Origin of the sequence: Paenibacillus vandeheii (assembly GCF_030433635.1) — a bacterium.
Classification (GTDB): Bacteria; Bacillota; Bacilli; order Paenibacillales; family Paenibacillaceae; genus Paenibacillus; species Paenibacillus vandeheii.
The window spans coordinates 257,782-275,166 of record NZ_JAROCD010000002.1; the positions used below are offsets into that span (position 1 = coordinate 257,782).

A 17,385-nucleotide genomic window follows, 5' to 3' on the forward strand; every position below is an offset into this window, starting at 1 on the left:
AAAAGAAGTGTTTTGCTAAAATAACCTTCGCTGGTTGTTTGTGTATCAGGATTCGCATCGATGAAGGGTGGTGGCATGTTGGATCGACGTTTGTTGGAAGAAGGGCTGGATATTATGGTGTCCAGTCGGGAGCGTACAGGAGATTTGTGGCACGCCCATTATGGGGCGGGAGCTATTGCGGCTTATTTTTGGGTGCGTGAAAATCGTCTCACTGCCCTTGCGGCGGGCAGTGTTACAGCTGAGGCGAAAGCGATGCTTCGCCAGCATGGATTGAACGAGGGCTTAACCTCCCAGAAGGGAGATGTATTGCCAAGGGAAGAGGCCGAAGCGCTTATTACGGCGGCATTGGATCGAACGATCGGAGAGCTGCACTGGGTTGGCCATCAGGCCATCTACGGTGCCCTCAGCCTGAAAGCCATTCGGGAACTGGATGGTTGGGGCACGGAGCACGACTTGAATCAGCTGGTTGCACTTATTGATTCTTTTGAACGAACCATTCCAGGTAGATCCTGGATGAACACGACTGTGAAAGAAATTCGCGGCTTAAAAGTAGATGAGGCAGACGGATTTCCTGAAGTTGAAAGTCCTGAACAATTGTCCCGTCTAATTCTGGATGAGCTTGGAGCGTTCCGCACGATCTATCACGCGGAAGCGCATCATGATCTGATCGGCCATATGCTGACCTATGGGCACGCGCTTAACATATTATATGAACTGGATTATCCGACCTTGTTCCACAAGGGCATTCCACCATTCCTGAAGATGATCAAGGCTTTGCGACTGAGCCGGGATGTGGACGTAGAGCAGGAAATGCCAACGCTGCAATCTCCAGTCGATCGACTGCCATTGATACGTGCAGAACGTTCTGTTGCATTGCCCCATGAACTGGAATACTGGCTCACCGACAGACGTTCCCGCGATTGGCATGGGGGTCATGTATTCAAATTTCCATTCAGCTTCTACCATCATGCCAGAAACGGAAATTCAGTTCCGGAAAGCTGGGAAAACTTCCGCTATATTATTGCGTGAGAAACATACATTCAAGAGAGCATTGCCTGAGGAGGCAGTGCTCCTTTATTTTTTTAAAGGAGCCAAATTTCAAGGATAAACAGGATTAGAATAACTTTGGATGCTAACATGTAAGGTGATTTTCGGATGGGTTGACGAGCTGTCCATATTCCCCAAGAACTCATAAGTGCAATACTCCCCCAGAACATCCATAAGGGAATGCCCTCGGGTGTAAAGGGAAAGGACAGCATGGGCAGTCCCGTGTTTCCAGCTCCAAGAAGAACAGTGGTCATATAGACGAGTACAAGGAAAAGTAACTCAAGTAGTAGGGTTTGCAACCAGAAGTAATAGATGTGGAGCACTCGAAGCAGAATGACTGTGACCAGGATAAACAGGATACCAACGGATGAGAATGTGGCAGTGGTCCATCCAATGAGTGTTGAAGTTACAACATCTGTTTCCTGATAAAAGGTGTACATTGTCAATGCATACATAACAGGGCCAGCCATATAACTGGTGACAGCGATCCACAGATAGAACCAGAGCTTTTTTTTCATGATCGTTCCCATCCTTTATTGTAAATAAAGTTTATAAGGCAACTTTTATCATATAAACAGCATCAGGAATGGATTGGTTGCATTATCCGGAAGAAGCCTCTGCAAGAAACCGACGTTTAACAGCCATGATGGCTACAACAAATAGACGTAATTCATACGGATAACCGTCAGCGCGACCGATTTAAACATGTAAGATTGTACTATCGGATCAGTAGCAAGTGACACATCCCGATAAGCACATACGCTAATGTACAGACCGGCCTGGGGGGCCGTTTTTTTATGCGGTGAGTGCACACTTGCTCTGATCGGGTACTAAATAAAGATTGAATATCATGATAAGTTGAATTTAACTTTTACACCAAAACGGAGAGTGCAGAACCAATCTGAAGAAGCGTAGTGTTCGCCTTTAGCACCGGATTTTACACCAGAACTAGGGAATCAAAAAAATCTGGGGATAAGAGCGATCGGAAGATGGTACTGCAATCGCAGTGACAAGGTGTAACATCTCTAGTTTAACTTATCTAACAGGAGGTTTTAGGATATGAAAACAGTATTGTATGTTCCACTGGATGATCGTCCAGCGAATCTGGATGACGTTGTTGTACAAGGAAAAGCAGCCGGTATCCATATCATTACACCGCACCTGGGTGACATTCAAAATCGTCTGGATTCCGAGAAAACGGTCGAAGGTACAACCTTGCTTGGAACGTCTACGCCTACGTATGGTAAACCGTCCAACATTCATGATTTTATTCTGAAGCATGCTGCCAAAGTCGATGGATTCATTATCTCTTCGGATATGCTGGCATATGGTGGTCTGATTGGCAGTCGTCAGCTTCGTGAGGATGGAGGAGGCACATATCCTGATTACGATCAGGACACAACCCGTTTGCTCGATGTGATTAAAGCCATTAAAAAGAAATACCCGCGCAAACCGGTGTATGTGATGGATACCATTATGCGACTCGCTACCACTTCATTTGCAGATGGTCTCGCATTGGATGCATACAACGAATCTCGTGCACTGATGCAGCAGCCGCGGCAGTCCTTTACGGCATTCGAGGACATTGTGAACGGGTACAACCTTTCTCCAGAGTCTACGGAATATGGGGAAACGACATATTTTAATAAAGGAAAGTACTACAACACCAGACAGCATAAATTCCAAACGAATCTGTACATTCTGGATCAGCTTGCTCGCAAAGGATATATTGACTTCCTCGCCGTAGGAGTCGACGATGCGAATACGCAAGGCGTTCAGATTAATGAGATCAATTATGTGGAAGCACGAATTAATGAATGGCTTGGTGGGACAGATGGACAAAATCCGGATCGGGCGATTATTCTCCCGGATGCTGACGGTCTAGGTCACGCTCTAGTGGCACGCATGGCGAATCAATTGCTTCGCGGTGGGGCGAAGACACGTTATGCGGTAAAATATTTCGGCCCTCATGGTTCAACGATTATCAATGCCTACGAATATATGGATCTGCACAAAAATGTGGTGCGCCATGTGGATATTGTAGGTGGTGTGGTTGTAGCGGATTCCGCTTATCCAGAGCCTGATGTGGCAACGGATACAACTTCCGATGTGGAAAATGGAAATGAATTGACGAATGCTACATCTGCCGATGAAGCGGCTTCGTTTGACATGGCGTCTGAGCTGGATCGCATGACGAATCGCCATCCAGGTAAACCAGGGGAAAAGCCGGGGGTGGACATTGAGATTATTGCCATTACGGCGTTGGATCAGGTGCAGGCGGCTGTGGCGCAATTGACGAGCAATGGTGAGAAGGGTTTTCCTTCGGTTTTGATTGATTTTGTAGGAAAAGGACCAGCCAACGTCGATGTTGCCGAAGCACTCCTGAACAGCTCGTATACGGGTCGGGTCTTGGGTTACAGCGCATGGAATACGCCGGGGAACAAAATCGGTATGGCTGTGGGCATGGGACAATCCCGTTATGCTCTGATTACAACAGAAACACATGCCCACGCGTTGCGAGATGCCATGAATGCCCAGGGGTCGTTGTTGTTCAAGCGTTTCCTGAAAGATTACTACTATAAAGCTGTAGCGATTGCAGACATCCGCACGTATTCCAGAGCGCATGCGCTGTACACCAATGTGGCAACCCTAGCGGATCAGAATATGTCACTGTTTAACTCTGAAGAGGATTACGCTCATCTGCAAACGTTGCTGCGGGATCTGATGCAGACCCATACCGCGACGCTGGCGGGAAAACCTGCTTTTGCCCAAGAGAATGTGGCGATCAAACAAATCTGTAATGGCGAAGCAGTCTATGCGGAGTATTGCAGCGCGCTGTTGGAATATACGAATCCCGATTTCATCTGGGGACGTGCGTTTGAGATTACGTTGAATCCCAAGGTTTCGCTGAAATAAGGTGTTGACGGTATGAGACGCACTGAGTCGTCTTTTTTCCACCCCAGATGCACCCTTAATCGCACCGAAGTCGTACGAATCACCATCCACGCTAGGAAGGAAAGGGTGTAAGATTGTATTATCGGATCAATAGCAAAGGACACACACCGAAAGCACATACGCTAATGTAAAGACCGGCCACAAGGGGCCGGTCTTTTTGATGCGGTGAATGATGTCCAGCTATCGCATCCGATGGATAACCGCGAGTACATAGACGTACTGGCGATAAGTTCCTTTTTCCAATAATAGATCGGTTAAAGGGGGAGTGCATCACTGCTGCATGGTCGCTGCACTATGTGGAGCAGAACGCAAACTTGCAGCTGAAGGGGGCGAAATGAATGTGTCTATAAGTAGTGAATCAAGCAACCAGGCAAGCGCAGCTAAAATGAGCACTGCCATCAGGCGAACGTTGAAGCAGAAGCTTGCGGCTCTTGTTCCGGCATGGAACGGTCGCGTACAGGATATTCCTGCATCGGGAGAGGTGTTAACCGGACCCTGTGCCGTGATTGCTTTTGCGGAAGAAGTACCGAAGTCTGCTTGGGCGGGGTATCGGCGGATCATCAAAATCTCTCCATATGCACGTCCCGAAGATGGAGGCGCTGAACAAGTGGAGGCATGGTCCTCATTGCTGATGGAAGGATTGCATCAGGTCAGGCTGGAGGATGAAGAGGGCGGGGCATTTACCTGTATTTATTTGGGTTCTTCGGATTGTGACCGTGTGGACGCCAGTTCTGGACTGGTTACGCGCAGCCTGAGGTTTGGGGTGTACATTCCAGAAACAGTGGAACGCGCTCAAACTGAAACAACAGATTCATGGATGGCTGCACTTCAAGGCTGGACACGAAACCAGCTCGGACAGGAATGGTCCGTATATGGGGATGTTTGGCCTGGGGATTATTCGACCCAGTCCATATTGTGGCGATTGACGGGATGCAGTACAACAGCGGCGGGAACTTCAGCATTGGAGATTCGCAAGCAATGGGTTGGACATGTACTGGCTGCGAATGTGGGTGATGTGCGTCAAACGGTAACACATCTGGTTGAACAACTGGCTGTGCAGAACCGTATTGCTTTGACGGATACAGGCGATACGCGATATCTGACAGTGGATGAAGTTTCTGCTGACTTGCAGACAGATGCCTACTTGAACGGACAGATTCGTCTGACGCTGCAGCAACGAATTCGCCGTCCAGGAACGGATGCACCATTGATCCGCGAGATTCACCATAGCAAGGGAATCAAGTAAACGTTAGTCGAGAGGAACTCTGAGTACAGGTTCCAGATTATAGCTTTGAAATGATAGCTTTAGCATCAATTCGTAGGTTCATAGGATCAAAAATTCATAATTCAAAATCATAGCTTCATGCTTCAAGATCGTAGCTCGGAAATCATAGCGTGAGATTATCGTTTTGCAAAATCATAGTCAAACAATGAGGTGAGAAGGCCATGGCAAGCTCAGTGAAAAAAAGCAAACAGGCAGCCCCGCAATATACGCGGGCCGAGCTGATGAATCATGCTGAAGCCCTCTTTGCCGTTAAGGCAGAGGTGCTGTACGGTGCGCTGTACGAAGCAGCGCAAGAGACGTTTTCCATCGAAGAAGCGAAGGAACGCATCAACCAATTTATGAAAGCGAAGGTGAAGGGATAATGGCAGGCGGAACTTGGGAGCAAACGAACCGTCCGGTACTTCCGGGCTTATATATGAATTTTCAGGCGGCGTCTTCTTCGGCCATTCAGGCGGGTAATCGCGGAACGGTGGTTGTGCCGATTAAGGCAAACTGGGGTCCGGTGGGTACTTTTGTAGAAGTCGGCAGTGAAGCTGCAATTGAACGTATTTTCTCGGCACATGCTCTGGATAACGGGACAGCTTATACTTCCTTGAAGCTCGCCCTGCTGGGTGGACCGAAAAAGCTGCTCGCTTATCGGGTGGCCGGAGCAACAGCAAAAGCAGCCACGCTTACGCTGAAAGACAACAGTGATGCAGCCGTTCTGCAGCTGGACGCGAAGTATCCGGGTGACCGGGGTAACGGATTCTACGTCACGATTCAGCCGGGTGTAATCGATAATACGAAGCATGAAGTTCGCCTGTTTGAAGGCAACCGCATGCTGTACGCGCTCCTGACTGCGGATATTTCGGCAGCGTCGCTGGCGAAAGAGATCAATGCGGATGAAAGCAACATTTGGATTAACGCTCAGGCGATTGGCGATGGTACAGGTGTTGTTGCAACCGTTGCAGGTGCGGCGTTCAAAGGTGGCGCAAGTGGCAACGATGGTCTGACCAATGCAGAGTATATCGCTGTGCAGGGCGCGTTGGAAGGCGAGCAATTTGACGTGTTGGCACTGGATCATGCGGCGGATGCACCTTTGCTGGCGAGCTTTGCGGCTTGGGTCAAACGTGTACGCAGTGAGGGTAAACCTGTGATGGCTGTATTCGGCGGCACCACGGCGGATGATACTTCCGCAACAGCTGCACAGAAGGCTTCTGCACGTTCACTTACGTTGAATCACGAAGGGGTAATCAATGTTGGTACGGGTGTGCGTCTGGGAGATGCGTTCTACAGTTCGGCGGAAACGTCTGCTTATGTCGCGGGTCTGATCGCCGGACAACGTTTGAATGAATCCACAACATACGCACCATCTCCGTTCGATGACGTGACGCGTCGCTGGACACGTGCAGAACAGGAGCAGGCGGTACAGAATGGTGTATTTATTTTCTTCCATGATGGCCGTCAGGTGAAGGCGCTTCGCGGTGTGAATACACTCGTGACCCCTGCCGCAGGACAGAATAATGCCTGGAAAAAAATCCGTTCCATTCGTGTCATGGATGCGATTAATACGGATTTGCAGCGTTCCGCGGAAGATACGTATATCGGCAAAGTGAACAACACGGAAGAGGGGCGTCAGGCGCTGATCGGTGCAATGAAGGCTTATCTGGCGCTGCTCGCACAGAGCAATGTCATTGAGGCTGAGGGATACGATGTCATTCTCGACCCGGCGTATTATGGTGCTGCACCAATTCTCAAGCCGGAGGCGGATGAAGTATTCCTGCAATGGAATGTGAAGCTGACCGATGTGATGGAACAGTTGTTTGGAACGTTTTACGTGCAATAAGTAGTGTAGAAGAAAATGGTGTTTTAAAAGAAACTACTGTTCGTTGAACGGATGGTATATACGATATTTTCTAATCTCAAGGAGGAATTGTCATGTTGGATGCGTCAAGAGTAATTCTCGGTACCCATGGTCAGCTGCATATCGATGGTGTGTGGCAGACGAATATTAATAAGCTGGAGGCCAGCGTTGAAATCGAGAAGCGTGAACTGAATCTGGTCGGCAACGATTGGAAAGTACACAAGAATGGTGCAAAAAAAGGAACAGGTACCATGACAGGATACAAAGTCACTTCGGACATGATCCAGCGCGGCTTTACCAAGTTCCAGATTATCTCGAAGGTGGACGATCCCGAGTCTTATGGACATGAGAGTGTCTTGCTGAAAGGGTGCATGGTGGATAAAATCCAGCTCGCCAACTGGACAGCGGGTGAGGAAGTACCGGAGGAAACAGGTTTTACATTTGAAGGATTTGAATTGTTGAATCCGATTGTTGCGAGCTAAGGATGGAATGACTTCGAACTTCAGAAAGACCTTGTAACAAAGCTTGTCTGATCGTATGGGCATTGAGATTTAACAGAAGTGGGATACATATGCAGGCCGAGGAATTCTCGGTCTCTTTGTTGTCCCTGAATATTGAGATGTATTAACCCCATTGTGAAATGAGAAGGAGATCGCACCCCATGAGTATGAATGAGAATATGTCTGAAGAACAAATTTTGGATCAGTTGTTTGAAGCAGCAGAACGTTTGCCGGAAGAGAATGTACGCATTCAACGTTTAGATCTGTTGCTGACTCTGCGTGGATTGACATCCTCGAAAGTGGATCAGATCCGCGAACGCTGTACGATTCGCAAAACGGTCAAAGGCCGCACCGAGGAAAAGGTGGATACAGAAACGTTTAATGCGCTGCTGATCTCCGAAGCGACGGTGAAAATGAATGTTCGCGGCCTGGAACTGTCCGGTTGGGGAGACAACCGTATTACCGGACGCATGAAGCTGTCCGGTGGGGAACAAGCAGTTCGCCGCATGCTGCTCGCGGGTGAACTGGATGCCGTTGGCGACAAAGTGCTGGAGCTGTCCGGCTTCGGTGTGGAGATTGAAGACCTAAAAAACTGATTCACTCCGGCGGGATGACCACGTTCCTGTATCACATGTGGGTCCGTCATCATCTACGGCCCGGAGAGTTCTGGTCTTTGCCACGCGGGGAACGCTCGCTGTTAATTGCTTTCTCGGAAGAGGAGATGGCGGCGATCACCTCGCAAATGAATCGATAACTAAATCGGACAGGGGGTGAAAGAAATGGCAGAAATGATTGCGGGTTTATCCAAATCCAATGCGGAAATGCGAACAACTATCCGTTATCTGGATCAGATCCAGCGTTCTACGGAACGGCTGGGCAGAGTTCGCTATCAGAGTCTGATCAAGGTGAACAATGAATTGAGAACGACCGGACGAAGGCTGGAAAGTATATATAGTATGGCTGTGCGAATTAGCAGGCTGCGAATTACGCCCAAGATTGGATTGGATGATCGGTTAAGCCCGGCTTTGGATCGTGCTTTGGCTAAACTGAACAGTTTTAGGAACCAGATGGTTACGGCTTCGGGTACGGTGTCGGTAGAGGTTCGGCAGAAGGTTGAAGTGGCAATGGGCAAGATGAATCCGGCGAGTGGGCCTTCGTTGGCATTGAACATTGGGAGCAACAATAATACGGTCAACAACACAGCGAAAGAAGAAGAGATTAGTTGGATTCGCGAAATGGCACAGAAAACTAATGATTTTCTTGATCCGCTAAATAATGCGACAGACTTGATTGGCAAATTAAAAAATTTATTTGGAACATCCAAGGGGAGTTCCGGCTCTGTCTCCCAATGCTGCTGCTGTTCGGGTGGAAGTTTGTTGGGAAGACTCTCAAGAGGTGGAGCGAAAGGTAGCAAAGCAAAAAATTCAGGTGGCGGCAGCACTAAAAGTGTTGCAACTTCAGAAAGTAGTAAAAAAGGTTCTTACAAGAGCGGTTCCAGATCCTATCAAGAACGTGCAACTGGAACTGTAGCATCACCAGCTTCCAATCCCGCAAAAAAAATCATCACCAACGTCTCTCCAGCAGAAGCAAAAAAGCTCAGAGTTGATTTTGATCAAAAAATGAATCCGAACCGGCTTGGCCTTAGCGCCAATCAACCCTCTAGTTCATCAATGTCCAAGCTATTCTCAGGCAATGGCATGTTCGGCAAACTGAGCGGCGGACTTGCTAAGGGAGCTGGGAAATTGCTCGGACCAATCAGCATGCTCGCTGATGTGGCGAACGTTGCAACCGTACCTCCCGAAGAACGCGGTCGAGCTGTCGGTTCCATGATTGGTGGAACAGCAGGTACGGCGATTGGTAGCGCCATCGGCAGTGTCCTTTTGCCGGGAATTGGAACTTGGGTTGGGGGAGCAGTCGGCGGTTGGGCTGGCAGTGCAGCAGGCGGATGGATCGGGGACAAATCCAAGGATATTGGGAAATTTATGTCCAACGCTACCGAGGGTGTGGGTAACGCATTGTCGGGTGCAGCGGATTACGTCTCTGAGAAAACGAAGAACATCACCGATGGCATATCCAGTTTCTTTGGTTTTGGTTCGAAGAAGGAGGACAAGACCGTATCGGCGGCATCGGTGGCTTCACCGTTGCAAGTGGCAACAGGGCCGCAGATGCCACCTGTCTATATTCCACCGGCACTGACAATGACGGGTCCAGCAGCATATATGAAAAATAAGGTCGGTCAGTCTACATCTGCTGGTTTTATGGGAACAAGTGTGATGCAGACACAAGCCATGGCTCTCGGTAACGGATCTCAAACGAATGCCAATGGCAAATCATCTACGATGACGGTACAAATATCCGAAGACCAGATGAGCAGTCTGTCCGGTTACCTGAAGGATTTTAAAACCGAGACGACCAATCAGATCACCGTCAACGTACCACAAGGTGCTGTCCAGGTTACTGTCCGGGAGAATGTTATCGACTACGATGCGATTTCACATCAGGTTGGAATGAGATTTGCAGGCGAAGTGCGCCGTGCGATGGAAAATCGCAAAACGATTATGGCCTAAGCAGAAAGGAGGCCTGTCATGACTGTATTTAAAGATAACGTGGAAGGTGTCAAAATGGAATTTACCCTGATCGATGGGAAAACGAAGTTTCAATTTCCGGTGAAACCGGAAGAACTGACGATCTCCCGATCCAAGGGATACGAAACGATTAATATGCTGGAGTATGGCGAGTTTGATTTTGCTCAGGGGGAGAAGGTGAAGGAGATCACCTTCTCTTCTTTTTTTCCCAAAGAATATGATGCGTCCTACTGCATGTACGAGCCTTTGCCTGATCCGCGTGTAGCGATGAATATGCTGAATACGTTTCTGGTATCGAAAAAGCCGCTGCGCTTCATCATTACCAACACGGGGGTGAACGTGCCCGTGTATCTGATCTCTCACAATACGACCTTCCGGGGCGGTGAGAGCGGGGATATTTACTTTGACATTACGCTGCGCACGTGGCGGGATTCCAAAGTGGAGAAGGTTGGCGGTTCAACATCTGCGAGCAAGTCGGGCTCTCGTACCGATCTGAAAACGAGCAGCAAGACCTACACCGTGAAATCCGGCGATTCCCTGTCCAAAATAGCCAAGCTTGAGCTGGGCAGCAGTTCCAAATGGAACGAGATTTACAAGCTCAATGTGAAGACCATCGGTAGTGATCCGAACCGAATCAAGGCAGGGCAAAAGCTGGTGATGCCATGACCTACAAGGTCATTGTGGACGACAAATATGACATCACCAAGCTGGTGGAGACGATTACGTTGAAGGACTCGCTGGACCAGATTGCCTATCAGGCGAACATCCGGCTGGCGGTGTCTGCGTCTTCGGGTCTGCCTGCGATCTCACCGGGGATGTCGGTGCGGATCAGCGGGATTCCTTTTGGTGAAAAATCAATGGTCTACTTGCTGCATCCTGCGGTCATCTGGGAAGTGGAAAGCTCGAATAGCGGCACCAAGCGGTTGTCTCTCACGGTGTACGACCGAATGATTTATCTGGAAAAATCGGAGGATGAGTTCCTGCTGCCCAAAGACCAGACTGCCACGCAGCGGCTCAAAACGTACGCCAAGGAATGGAAGATTCCATACGCCGCGCTGCCAGATACCAAAACGAAGCTGAGCAAAGCGGTGTATCGGTCGCAGACGATTTTTTCGATGATGTTTGCCGATCTGAAGGAAACGGTGAAGTCCGGTGGGGACATGTATCATCCGCGGATGACGCCGGGTGGGTTGCAGCTGTTCAAAGTGGGCAGTAATGCAAAGGTGCACGAACTGGATCGGCTGATCGATCTGACTCAGATGCGAACACTCGAAGGCGCCGTTACGAAAGTTAAAGTGATGGCAGCCTCGGAGTCTACGAGTGGTAAAGAGGTTCCTTCCAAAGTGCTCGCGATTGAGCAGGATGGCGTAGCCGAACTTGGCACGCTGCAAAAGCTGATCGAGGACGATCAGGTCAAAACAGCGACCGCCGCCAAGAAGCTGGCGAAAAGCCGTCTGACGGGTATTCAGGAGACCTTTACGATATCTGCACCGGATGTGAATACGATTCGTGCCGGAGACGCGGTGATGCTCAAAGGGCTGAAACTGATCGTCATGTCGGTCAGCCGTGATCTGTCCGCTGGACCTGGAACGATGACATTGGAGCTGGGCACGGTCGAGATGGTGAAGAGGAGGTTTTACCTTGAATAAAGATGATCCGTATGGGCATTTTGCCGAGGTCATGCGGGGTGCAATGAGCACGCATACCCGTCAGGCCGTGAGCGGCATGGGCGCGGTGCTGGGTACGATGACTTCATCCGGCGTGAAGCTGGATGATTTCAAGCACGAAGTGCAGGACTTTCTCGTGGCCGAGCTGCCGGGCACGCTTGGACTGCCGGAGCGCGAGGCTGCTGGCGCGATTTCCGGTATACCTGACGTAGCAAACGGCGGAACGACGGGCACGGGACGGTTTCTTTTGCAAAAAGGGGAAGTGGAAGAAGCGGTGTGGTCTCTTGGAAAAGGGCTGAAAGCGGGAGATCGGGTGCTGGCGATGCGGGTGAATGGTGGTAACGACATTGTAGTGCTCTGTAAGGTGGTGAGTGCGAATGCCTAGTTTGTTCCCGGAAACGGGTGTGGTATGGGGAGATGAGGAGGATCTGTCGGGTGCGGCTTCGGAAGAGGTGCGATTTGGACGGGGCTGGCGATTCGATTACGATGCGGGGGATTTTGTGCTGACCCCAAGTGGCAAAGTCGCTGCGGCAGGTGCGCATGAAGCCTGGGTGCAATGGTGCATCAAGGCAGTGAAGACGCCGCGGTACAGGCATGTGATTTACTCTCGAAACTACGGTTCGGAGCTGGACGAGTTGGTCGGTCAGGGGGACAGCCGGGGCGTGATGGAAAGTGAGATTACCCGGATGGTTACGGAGACGCTGCTGGCTGATCCACGCACGGATTCGGTAGACCAGTTTACGTTTGATTGGAATCGGGAGCAGTGCATGTTCTCGTGCCGGGTGGCGAGTGTGCAGGAAGAGATGTTTATTTTGGAAAGTGAGGTGATCTGACGGGATGGCTGAGATTCCGCGTTATTTGGAAGACCAGACGGAGGAACAGATTATGCAGCGGTTGCTGGATCGTCTGCCCGCGGATCTGGACAAGTCGGAAGGGTCTTTTCTGTGGGATGCGGAGGCTCCGGTTGCGTTTATGCTGTCTGAGGCGGCGTTGTGGGCGCAGGAATTACTGCGACGCGGGTTTGCGAGTACTGCGGCGAGCAGCGATCCGAATTTCCGTTCGGAAGAGCTGGATCTGCGGGCGGGAGAGCATGGTATTACGCGGCGGGCTGCTGTAGTGGCACAAGGTACGGTGAAGTTTGCTGGTACGCCGGGGAAAGTGGTGCCTGCGGGCACGGTTGTGGCTACTTTGGCAGATGAAATTTCCGGTGAGGCTTCGCTCGAATATGAAACGGTTGGTCGTGTGGAGTTGGGAGTAGATGGTCTGGGTAGTGTTGGTGTGCGGGCGCTCGTTGCTGGAAAAGAAAGTAATGTACCTGCGGGCACCGTGACCGTGCTGTCCACACCAGTGAGTGGCGTTACCTCTGTAACCAACGTGGAGGTGATCAAAGGCGGTGCGGATATCGAGACAGATACCGCGCTGCTGGAGCGCTTTTATGCCAAAGTCCGCAATCAGGGGACAAACGGAAACAAGTCGCAATATGTGCAATGGGCCAGCGAAGTGCCAGGTGTTGGCGCAACCCGTGTAATTCCTTTATGGCAGGGGCCGGGCACGGTGGGATTGTATCTGCTGGATACGGACAAACGTGCCGCGGGTAGCGATCTGGTGGCGGCTGTGCAGAAATACGTGGACCCGACGCAGGATGGACAAGGTGAAGGTGTTGCCCCGGCTGGTCCTGTGGTGACGGTTATGCCAGCAGAAGAAGTACCGATGAACATTCAGGTGAAGCTGACACTGGCGAGTGATGCGACATTGTCCGATGTGCGGGCATTGATCGAACGCGGGGTGACTGCGTATCTGAAACAGTTGGCTTTTGCCGATCCACTTGTGCGCTACACCCGTATTGCCGCAATCCTGCTCGACATTCCGCCGATTATCGACTATTCGGAGCTGACCGTGAACGGTGTGAGCGACCAAAATATCGAGATGAGCGCGAGTCAGGTGGCGGTGCTGGGGACGGTGGATGTGCATGAGTAGTCTGGTGCAGATGGTGGATACAAAGCGCATATTTGGAGGCAGCGGTAGTGTGGGACATCGGGAATGTTCTGACTATGCGGCATCCGGTTCAGCTGGAAATGAAGCAAGTAGCGGGCAAGAAGAGTGCTTGGGTGTTGCGGTACGCCACTCGGGAATGAAGCATTTGAGCGAAGGTGTTTACGTTGATGTGAAAGGAAGGGAGGGGACAGAGCATGAGTGCTCCTTCTGTTGTAAATGTTGGACTGACGAGTGAAAAAGGGCGGGAATTGTTCTCGTATTTGCCGAGTTATTATGAGACTTCACGCGTCATGCAGGCCGATATGCAGTCCAAAGGAACCGAAATGGATCTGCTGTATCAGGCGCTGGATGAGACGTTGGATCAGTTTTTTGTCCGTACGGCGACGTGGGGCTTGGATTTCTGGGAGCAGGAGCTTGGTATTGAGACGGATCGTCTCAAACCTGTAGACCAGCGGCGTGCCGTGGTCGAGTCGAAGCTGCGGGGTGCCGGAAAGTTTTCGGGGAGACTGGTGGCGAATGTGGCTGAGGCGTACGCTGGAGGCAAGGTGGATGTAACCTTTCAGCCGGAAGCGTGGAGCTTTACGGTGAGCTTTGTGGATACGATGGGCATTCCGCCCAATATCGATGATCTCAAACGTGCAATTGATGAACTGAAACCGGCCCACATGGCCGTGGAATATGCATATCGCTATCTGGTCTGGGATGATCTGGACGACAAACAGATGACATGGGACGAACTTGATGCCGCGTCTTTGACGTGGAATGAACTGGAGGTGTGGGCGTAATGCCAAAAGAAACAGATCGACTGAAATTGCCTCTTCCCTTGGGGAACGAGAATGTGACCCGGGAGAGTATTAACGGGATTTTTGAAAAGATTGATGCAGGCGTGGCGACACGTGAATCCATCCTTATAACTGCGGAATCTGATCTTGATAGCTATATTACAGAAGGGGAATATTATTGCCCAACGAATGCCACAGTAGGAACTTTAGCTAATTCCCCAGTAGGAGTAGCTTTTCATTTGACAGTAGAAAAACATGCTGGTGTGGTCCAAACTCTAACCACCTTTGAACCGAGTAACCTACAAGTTTTTCAAAGGAACTACTATGTCGGATGGGGTCCATGGAAAAAAGTACCTACAAGGGATGATATTGAAGAGGTAAAAGTATATACCGATCAGAGAGTCGAGGAAATCATTATTAATGATGCATCCTTAACAGATAAGGGTATCGTCCAACTGTCCAATGCAGTTGATGGGACCCGTGAAGATGTAGCTGCTACGGAGAAGGCGGTTAGGGATGCGAGGGTGGCGGCATCTGTACAAGCAACTTTAAACGCTAAAACTTATACAGATACTCAAATTAATCAGGTTTCGAAATCACTTAATTTATTCTCTGCAGCTGTGCGTTCCTCCAATAATATCTTTGTCTGTAATTTTAATGTTGCACCTACTGTTGCCAATGGATTCTCATTTAAGGTTCAATTTAATACTACTAATTCAGTCGTGAATAGTCCGACATATCTTCAAATTAATGGGAATAATTATCACCTTAGAGCTGAACAATTTAAAACTTATATTCTGCCAAATAATTATATTGATGTTGGTGTGGTATATGAGGTCGTATTTATAAATGCAATTAATACATTCATATTAAAAGAATTATCAAAAGATGCAGATTTAAGAGGTGGTGAAGTCGTAGTTCGTGTAGGTAAAGGAACATCAACTTCTCAATTCTCTACTATTCAGGCAGCAGTAGACTTTTTAAAAAAGTTTAATGCAGGAGTAAGAACTATTAGAGTTGAGAACAGTTCTACTTCTAATAGTGAAACTTTCACTGAAAAAATTACAGTAAAAGAATTTCATGGTGCACCATTATATTTTGTATTTGACCCAAGAATTAGATTAGAAGGTTACTTCAGTATAGATGACTGTAGTGCTGAGATACTTATTAACGGAAATTATGAAGTTCCATTAGAAATAGTAAACACTAACTTGTATGGTATATATGCTCAAAATTGCAGTAAATTAAGATTTTTTTATGTGAATAAAACGACTGCCGGATTTGGTATACTGTGGGCTGTAAGAATACAAGGTCTATATGCTAGTAGTTGTAAAATTTCAAATCAGTCTATGTGTTTTGATCTATCTGATGGATGCGTCGCTGTTTTTGATAACATTACAGGTGCCAATAACACTTACGGAGGAAGGCTAACTTCATCCATACTTATGCTTAATAATTACTCAGTAGGAGGAGGTTCAATAACCAAATCAGGAGGAGCTCAATTATTCCAATAAGGAGGTACAAAGAATGAACGCATACTTTTTTGAGATTAATTCAAGGGAAGTCAGTTTGATTATAAAAAATATTCAACAAATAACTACAAATGAAGTTATAGGTGAATTTGAGACATTAGTATGGTTAAGTACCGAAGAAGAGAATATAGATTTCATAGTTACAGATAAGGAAATTATTATTGGAGACAAAATTCCATTAAACGAGAGTAATTTTGTAAATAAGTTTAAAAATGAATCACCTGAAGAACGTATAAAAAAACTAGAGGATATAATCTCGAATTTAATTAAATAGATTTCTTTTTTACTTAATTAAGTATCTGAGGGGGTGAAACCATGCAACAGGAAACCCTATGGAAATGGCTCCTTGCTCTAATAACCAGCTCAGTAACCTACTTCTTTGGAGGCTGGTCAGGCTTGCTCGGCGTACTGCTCGTATTCGTTATCCTCGACTACCTGACAGGAATCGCGGCGGCGGGGATGACTGGCAAGCTGGAGAGTAATGTCGGCATGTTTGGCATCGCGCGAAAGGTATTTATTTTTGCAATGGTATCGGTGGCACATCTAGTGGACGGTGTTCTGGGAGACGGACATTTGTTCAGGGATGCGGTCGCCTTTTTTTATATCGCGAATGAGTTGTTGTCCATTATTGAAAATGGGGGTAAATTGGGCGCACCGATTCCGCCTGCGATCCGGCAGGCTATTGAAGTGCTCAAGGGTAAGGGAGGAGACGGGGGCATTCCCGGTAACTATACTCCTGATTCCAAAGAACCTTTTTTACAGTCAGATCATAAGGACGCTGATCAACAGACCAGAGATGAAACGAAGTAAGGACTTAGCATTCATTCAAATAGTGCCCAGTAGCAAGAGATAGAGCAATATTCGAATCGAAAGTCCGATCCATTAGCTATAAGTAGTGAAGGAGACGGAATCGATTCTGAAGAAGCGGTAGCGGTCGCCTTTGTCTCCGAATTTCTAACCTTTAAGAAAAATGAATCAAGAAAATTTGGAGACAACAGTGATCGGAAGAACCATCCGTATCTGGAACGGTCACGTACCGACTCGGTATTTTTTCCTTAGTGAGTTGATGGAAACCCAACAGCACTAACGACATAACCCACAGCAATCCGAACTTACCTTTTACCAACAATCAGGACATGCACACAAGCAACCCCTGACCCCCAAGCATTAACTATATACAAACGGCATTTGCCG

At 48.6% G+C, this 17,385-nt stretch carries 19 protein-coding genes; 18 read left to right on the forward strand and 1 reads right to left on the reverse strand.

From position 1 onward, the window contains the following. Positions 1–75: 75 nt before the first annotated feature. Positions 76–1,029 carry a hypothetical protein gene (locus P5G61_RS03960; RefSeq protein WP_301244696.1) on the forward strand — a complete coding sequence of 318 codons (954 nt, stop codon included), beginning with the start codon at positions 76–78 and terminating at the stop codon, positions 1,027–1,029. Positions 1,030–1,082: 53 nt separating this feature from the next. On the opposite strand, the gene P5G61_RS03965 is transcribed toward P5G61_RS03960, so the two are convergent. Beyond that, positions 1,083–1,565 (reverse strand): hypothetical protein, encoded by a 483-nt coding sequence (locus P5G61_RS03965; protein WP_301244698.1) that lies wholly within the window; start codon positions 1,563–1,565, stop codon positions 1,083–1,085. 541 nt (positions 1,566–2,106) lie between these two features. Between P5G61_RS03965 and P5G61_RS03970 the strand changes: the two genes are divergently transcribed. The 17 genes from P5G61_RS03970 (at position 2,107) to P5G61_RS04050 (ending at position 17,001) form a co-directional block, all read left to right on the forward strand. Continuing rightward, entirely contained in the window at positions 2,107–3,963 is a 1,857-nt protein-coding gene (locus P5G61_RS03970; protein ID WP_301244700.1) for a DUF4127 family protein, read from the forward strand. Positions 3,964–4,342: 379 nt separating this feature from the next. Next, a complete protein-coding gene (locus P5G61_RS03975) occupies positions 4,343–5,248 on the forward strand; it encodes a hypothetical protein (protein WP_301244702.1) in 906 nt (301 codons plus the stop codon). Positions 5,249–5,448: 200 nt separating this feature from the next. Then, entirely contained in the window at positions 5,449–5,649 is a 201-nt protein-coding gene (locus tag P5G61_RS03980) for a YqzN/YkzM domain-containing protein (protein ID WP_301244704.1), read from the forward strand. Then, positions 5,649–7,112, forward strand: a complete 1,464-nt coding sequence (locus tag P5G61_RS03985) for a phage tail sheath family protein (RefSeq protein ID WP_301244706.1) — start codon at positions 5,649–5,651, stop codon at positions 7,110–7,112. The genes P5G61_RS03980 and P5G61_RS03985 overlap by 1 nt, the downstream gene beginning before the upstream one ends. A gap of 92 nt (positions 7,113–7,204) precedes the next feature. Continuing rightward, entirely contained in the window at positions 7,205–7,612 is a 408-nt protein-coding gene (locus P5G61_RS03990; protein WP_301244708.1) for a phage tail tube protein, read from the forward strand. A gap of 179 nt (positions 7,613–7,791) precedes the next feature. Next, the gene (locus tag P5G61_RS03995; RefSeq protein WP_053783415.1) at positions 7,792–8,226 is read left to right on the forward strand and encodes a phage tail assembly chaperone; all 435 of its coding nucleotides are present in this window, start codon (positions 7,792–7,794) and stop codon (positions 8,224–8,226) included. Positions 8,227–8,409: 183 nt separating this feature from the next. Continuing rightward, positions 8,410–10,197 carry a hypothetical protein gene (locus P5G61_RS04000; protein ID WP_301244713.1) on the forward strand — a complete coding sequence of 596 codons (1,788 nt, stop codon included), beginning with the start codon at positions 8,410–8,412 and terminating at the stop codon, positions 10,195–10,197. Positions 10,198–10,251: 54 nt separating this feature from the next. Then, positions 10,252–10,881 carry a LysM peptidoglycan-binding domain-containing protein gene (locus tag P5G61_RS04005; RefSeq protein ID WP_301245237.1) on the forward strand — a complete coding sequence of 210 codons (630 nt, stop codon included), beginning with the start codon at positions 10,252–10,254 and terminating at the stop codon, positions 10,879–10,881. After that, positions 10,878–11,864, forward strand: a complete 987-nt coding sequence (locus P5G61_RS04010) for an XkdQ/YqbQ family protein (protein WP_301244715.1) — start codon at positions 10,878–10,880, stop codon at positions 11,862–11,864. The genes P5G61_RS04005 and P5G61_RS04010 overlap by 4 nt, the downstream gene beginning before the upstream one ends. Continuing rightward, complete coding sequence (locus P5G61_RS04015) at positions 11,857–12,267, forward strand: hypothetical protein (RefSeq protein ID WP_435874031.1); 411 nt, start codon at positions 11,857–11,859, stop codon at positions 12,265–12,267. Before P5G61_RS04010 ends, P5G61_RS04015 begins: the two co-directional genes overlap by 8 nt. Next, entirely contained in the window at positions 12,260–12,715 is a 456-nt protein-coding gene (locus P5G61_RS04020) for a DUF2634 domain-containing protein (protein ID WP_301244719.1), read from the forward strand. The genes P5G61_RS04015 and P5G61_RS04020 overlap by 8 nt, the downstream gene beginning before the upstream one ends. A gap of 4 nt (positions 12,716–12,719) precedes the next feature. Continuing rightward, entirely contained in the window at positions 12,720–13,859 is a 1,140-nt protein-coding gene (locus P5G61_RS04025) for a baseplate J/gp47 family protein (protein WP_301244721.1), read from the forward strand. After that, positions 13,852–14,112, forward strand: coding sequence for a hypothetical protein (locus tag P5G61_RS04030; protein ID WP_301244723.1), 261 nt, complete (start codon positions 13,852–13,854; stop codon positions 14,110–14,112). Before P5G61_RS04025 ends, P5G61_RS04030 begins: the two co-directional genes overlap by 8 nt. After that, positions 14,072–14,662 (forward strand): YmfQ family protein, encoded by a 591-nt coding sequence (locus P5G61_RS04035; RefSeq protein ID WP_301244725.1) that lies wholly within the window; start codon positions 14,072–14,074, stop codon positions 14,660–14,662. Before P5G61_RS04030 ends, P5G61_RS04035 begins: the two co-directional genes overlap by 41 nt. Continuing rightward, positions 14,662–16,173 (forward strand): tail fiber protein, encoded by a 1,512-nt coding sequence (locus P5G61_RS04040; protein ID WP_301244727.1) that lies wholly within the window; start codon positions 14,662–14,664, stop codon positions 16,171–16,173. The genes P5G61_RS04035 and P5G61_RS04040 overlap by 1 nt, the downstream gene beginning before the upstream one ends. Positions 16,174–16,186: 13 nt before the next feature. Next, positions 16,187–16,465: a hypothetical protein gene (locus P5G61_RS04045; RefSeq protein WP_301244729.1), complete on the forward strand. Its 279-nt coding sequence runs from the start codon at positions 16,187–16,189 to the stop codon at positions 16,463–16,465. 41 nt (positions 16,466–16,506) lie between these two features. Beyond that, positions 16,507–17,001, forward strand: coding sequence for a phage holin family protein (locus tag P5G61_RS04050; protein ID WP_301244731.1), 495 nt, complete (start codon positions 16,507–16,509; stop codon positions 16,999–17,001). Positions 17,002–17,385: the final 384 nt, after the last annotated feature.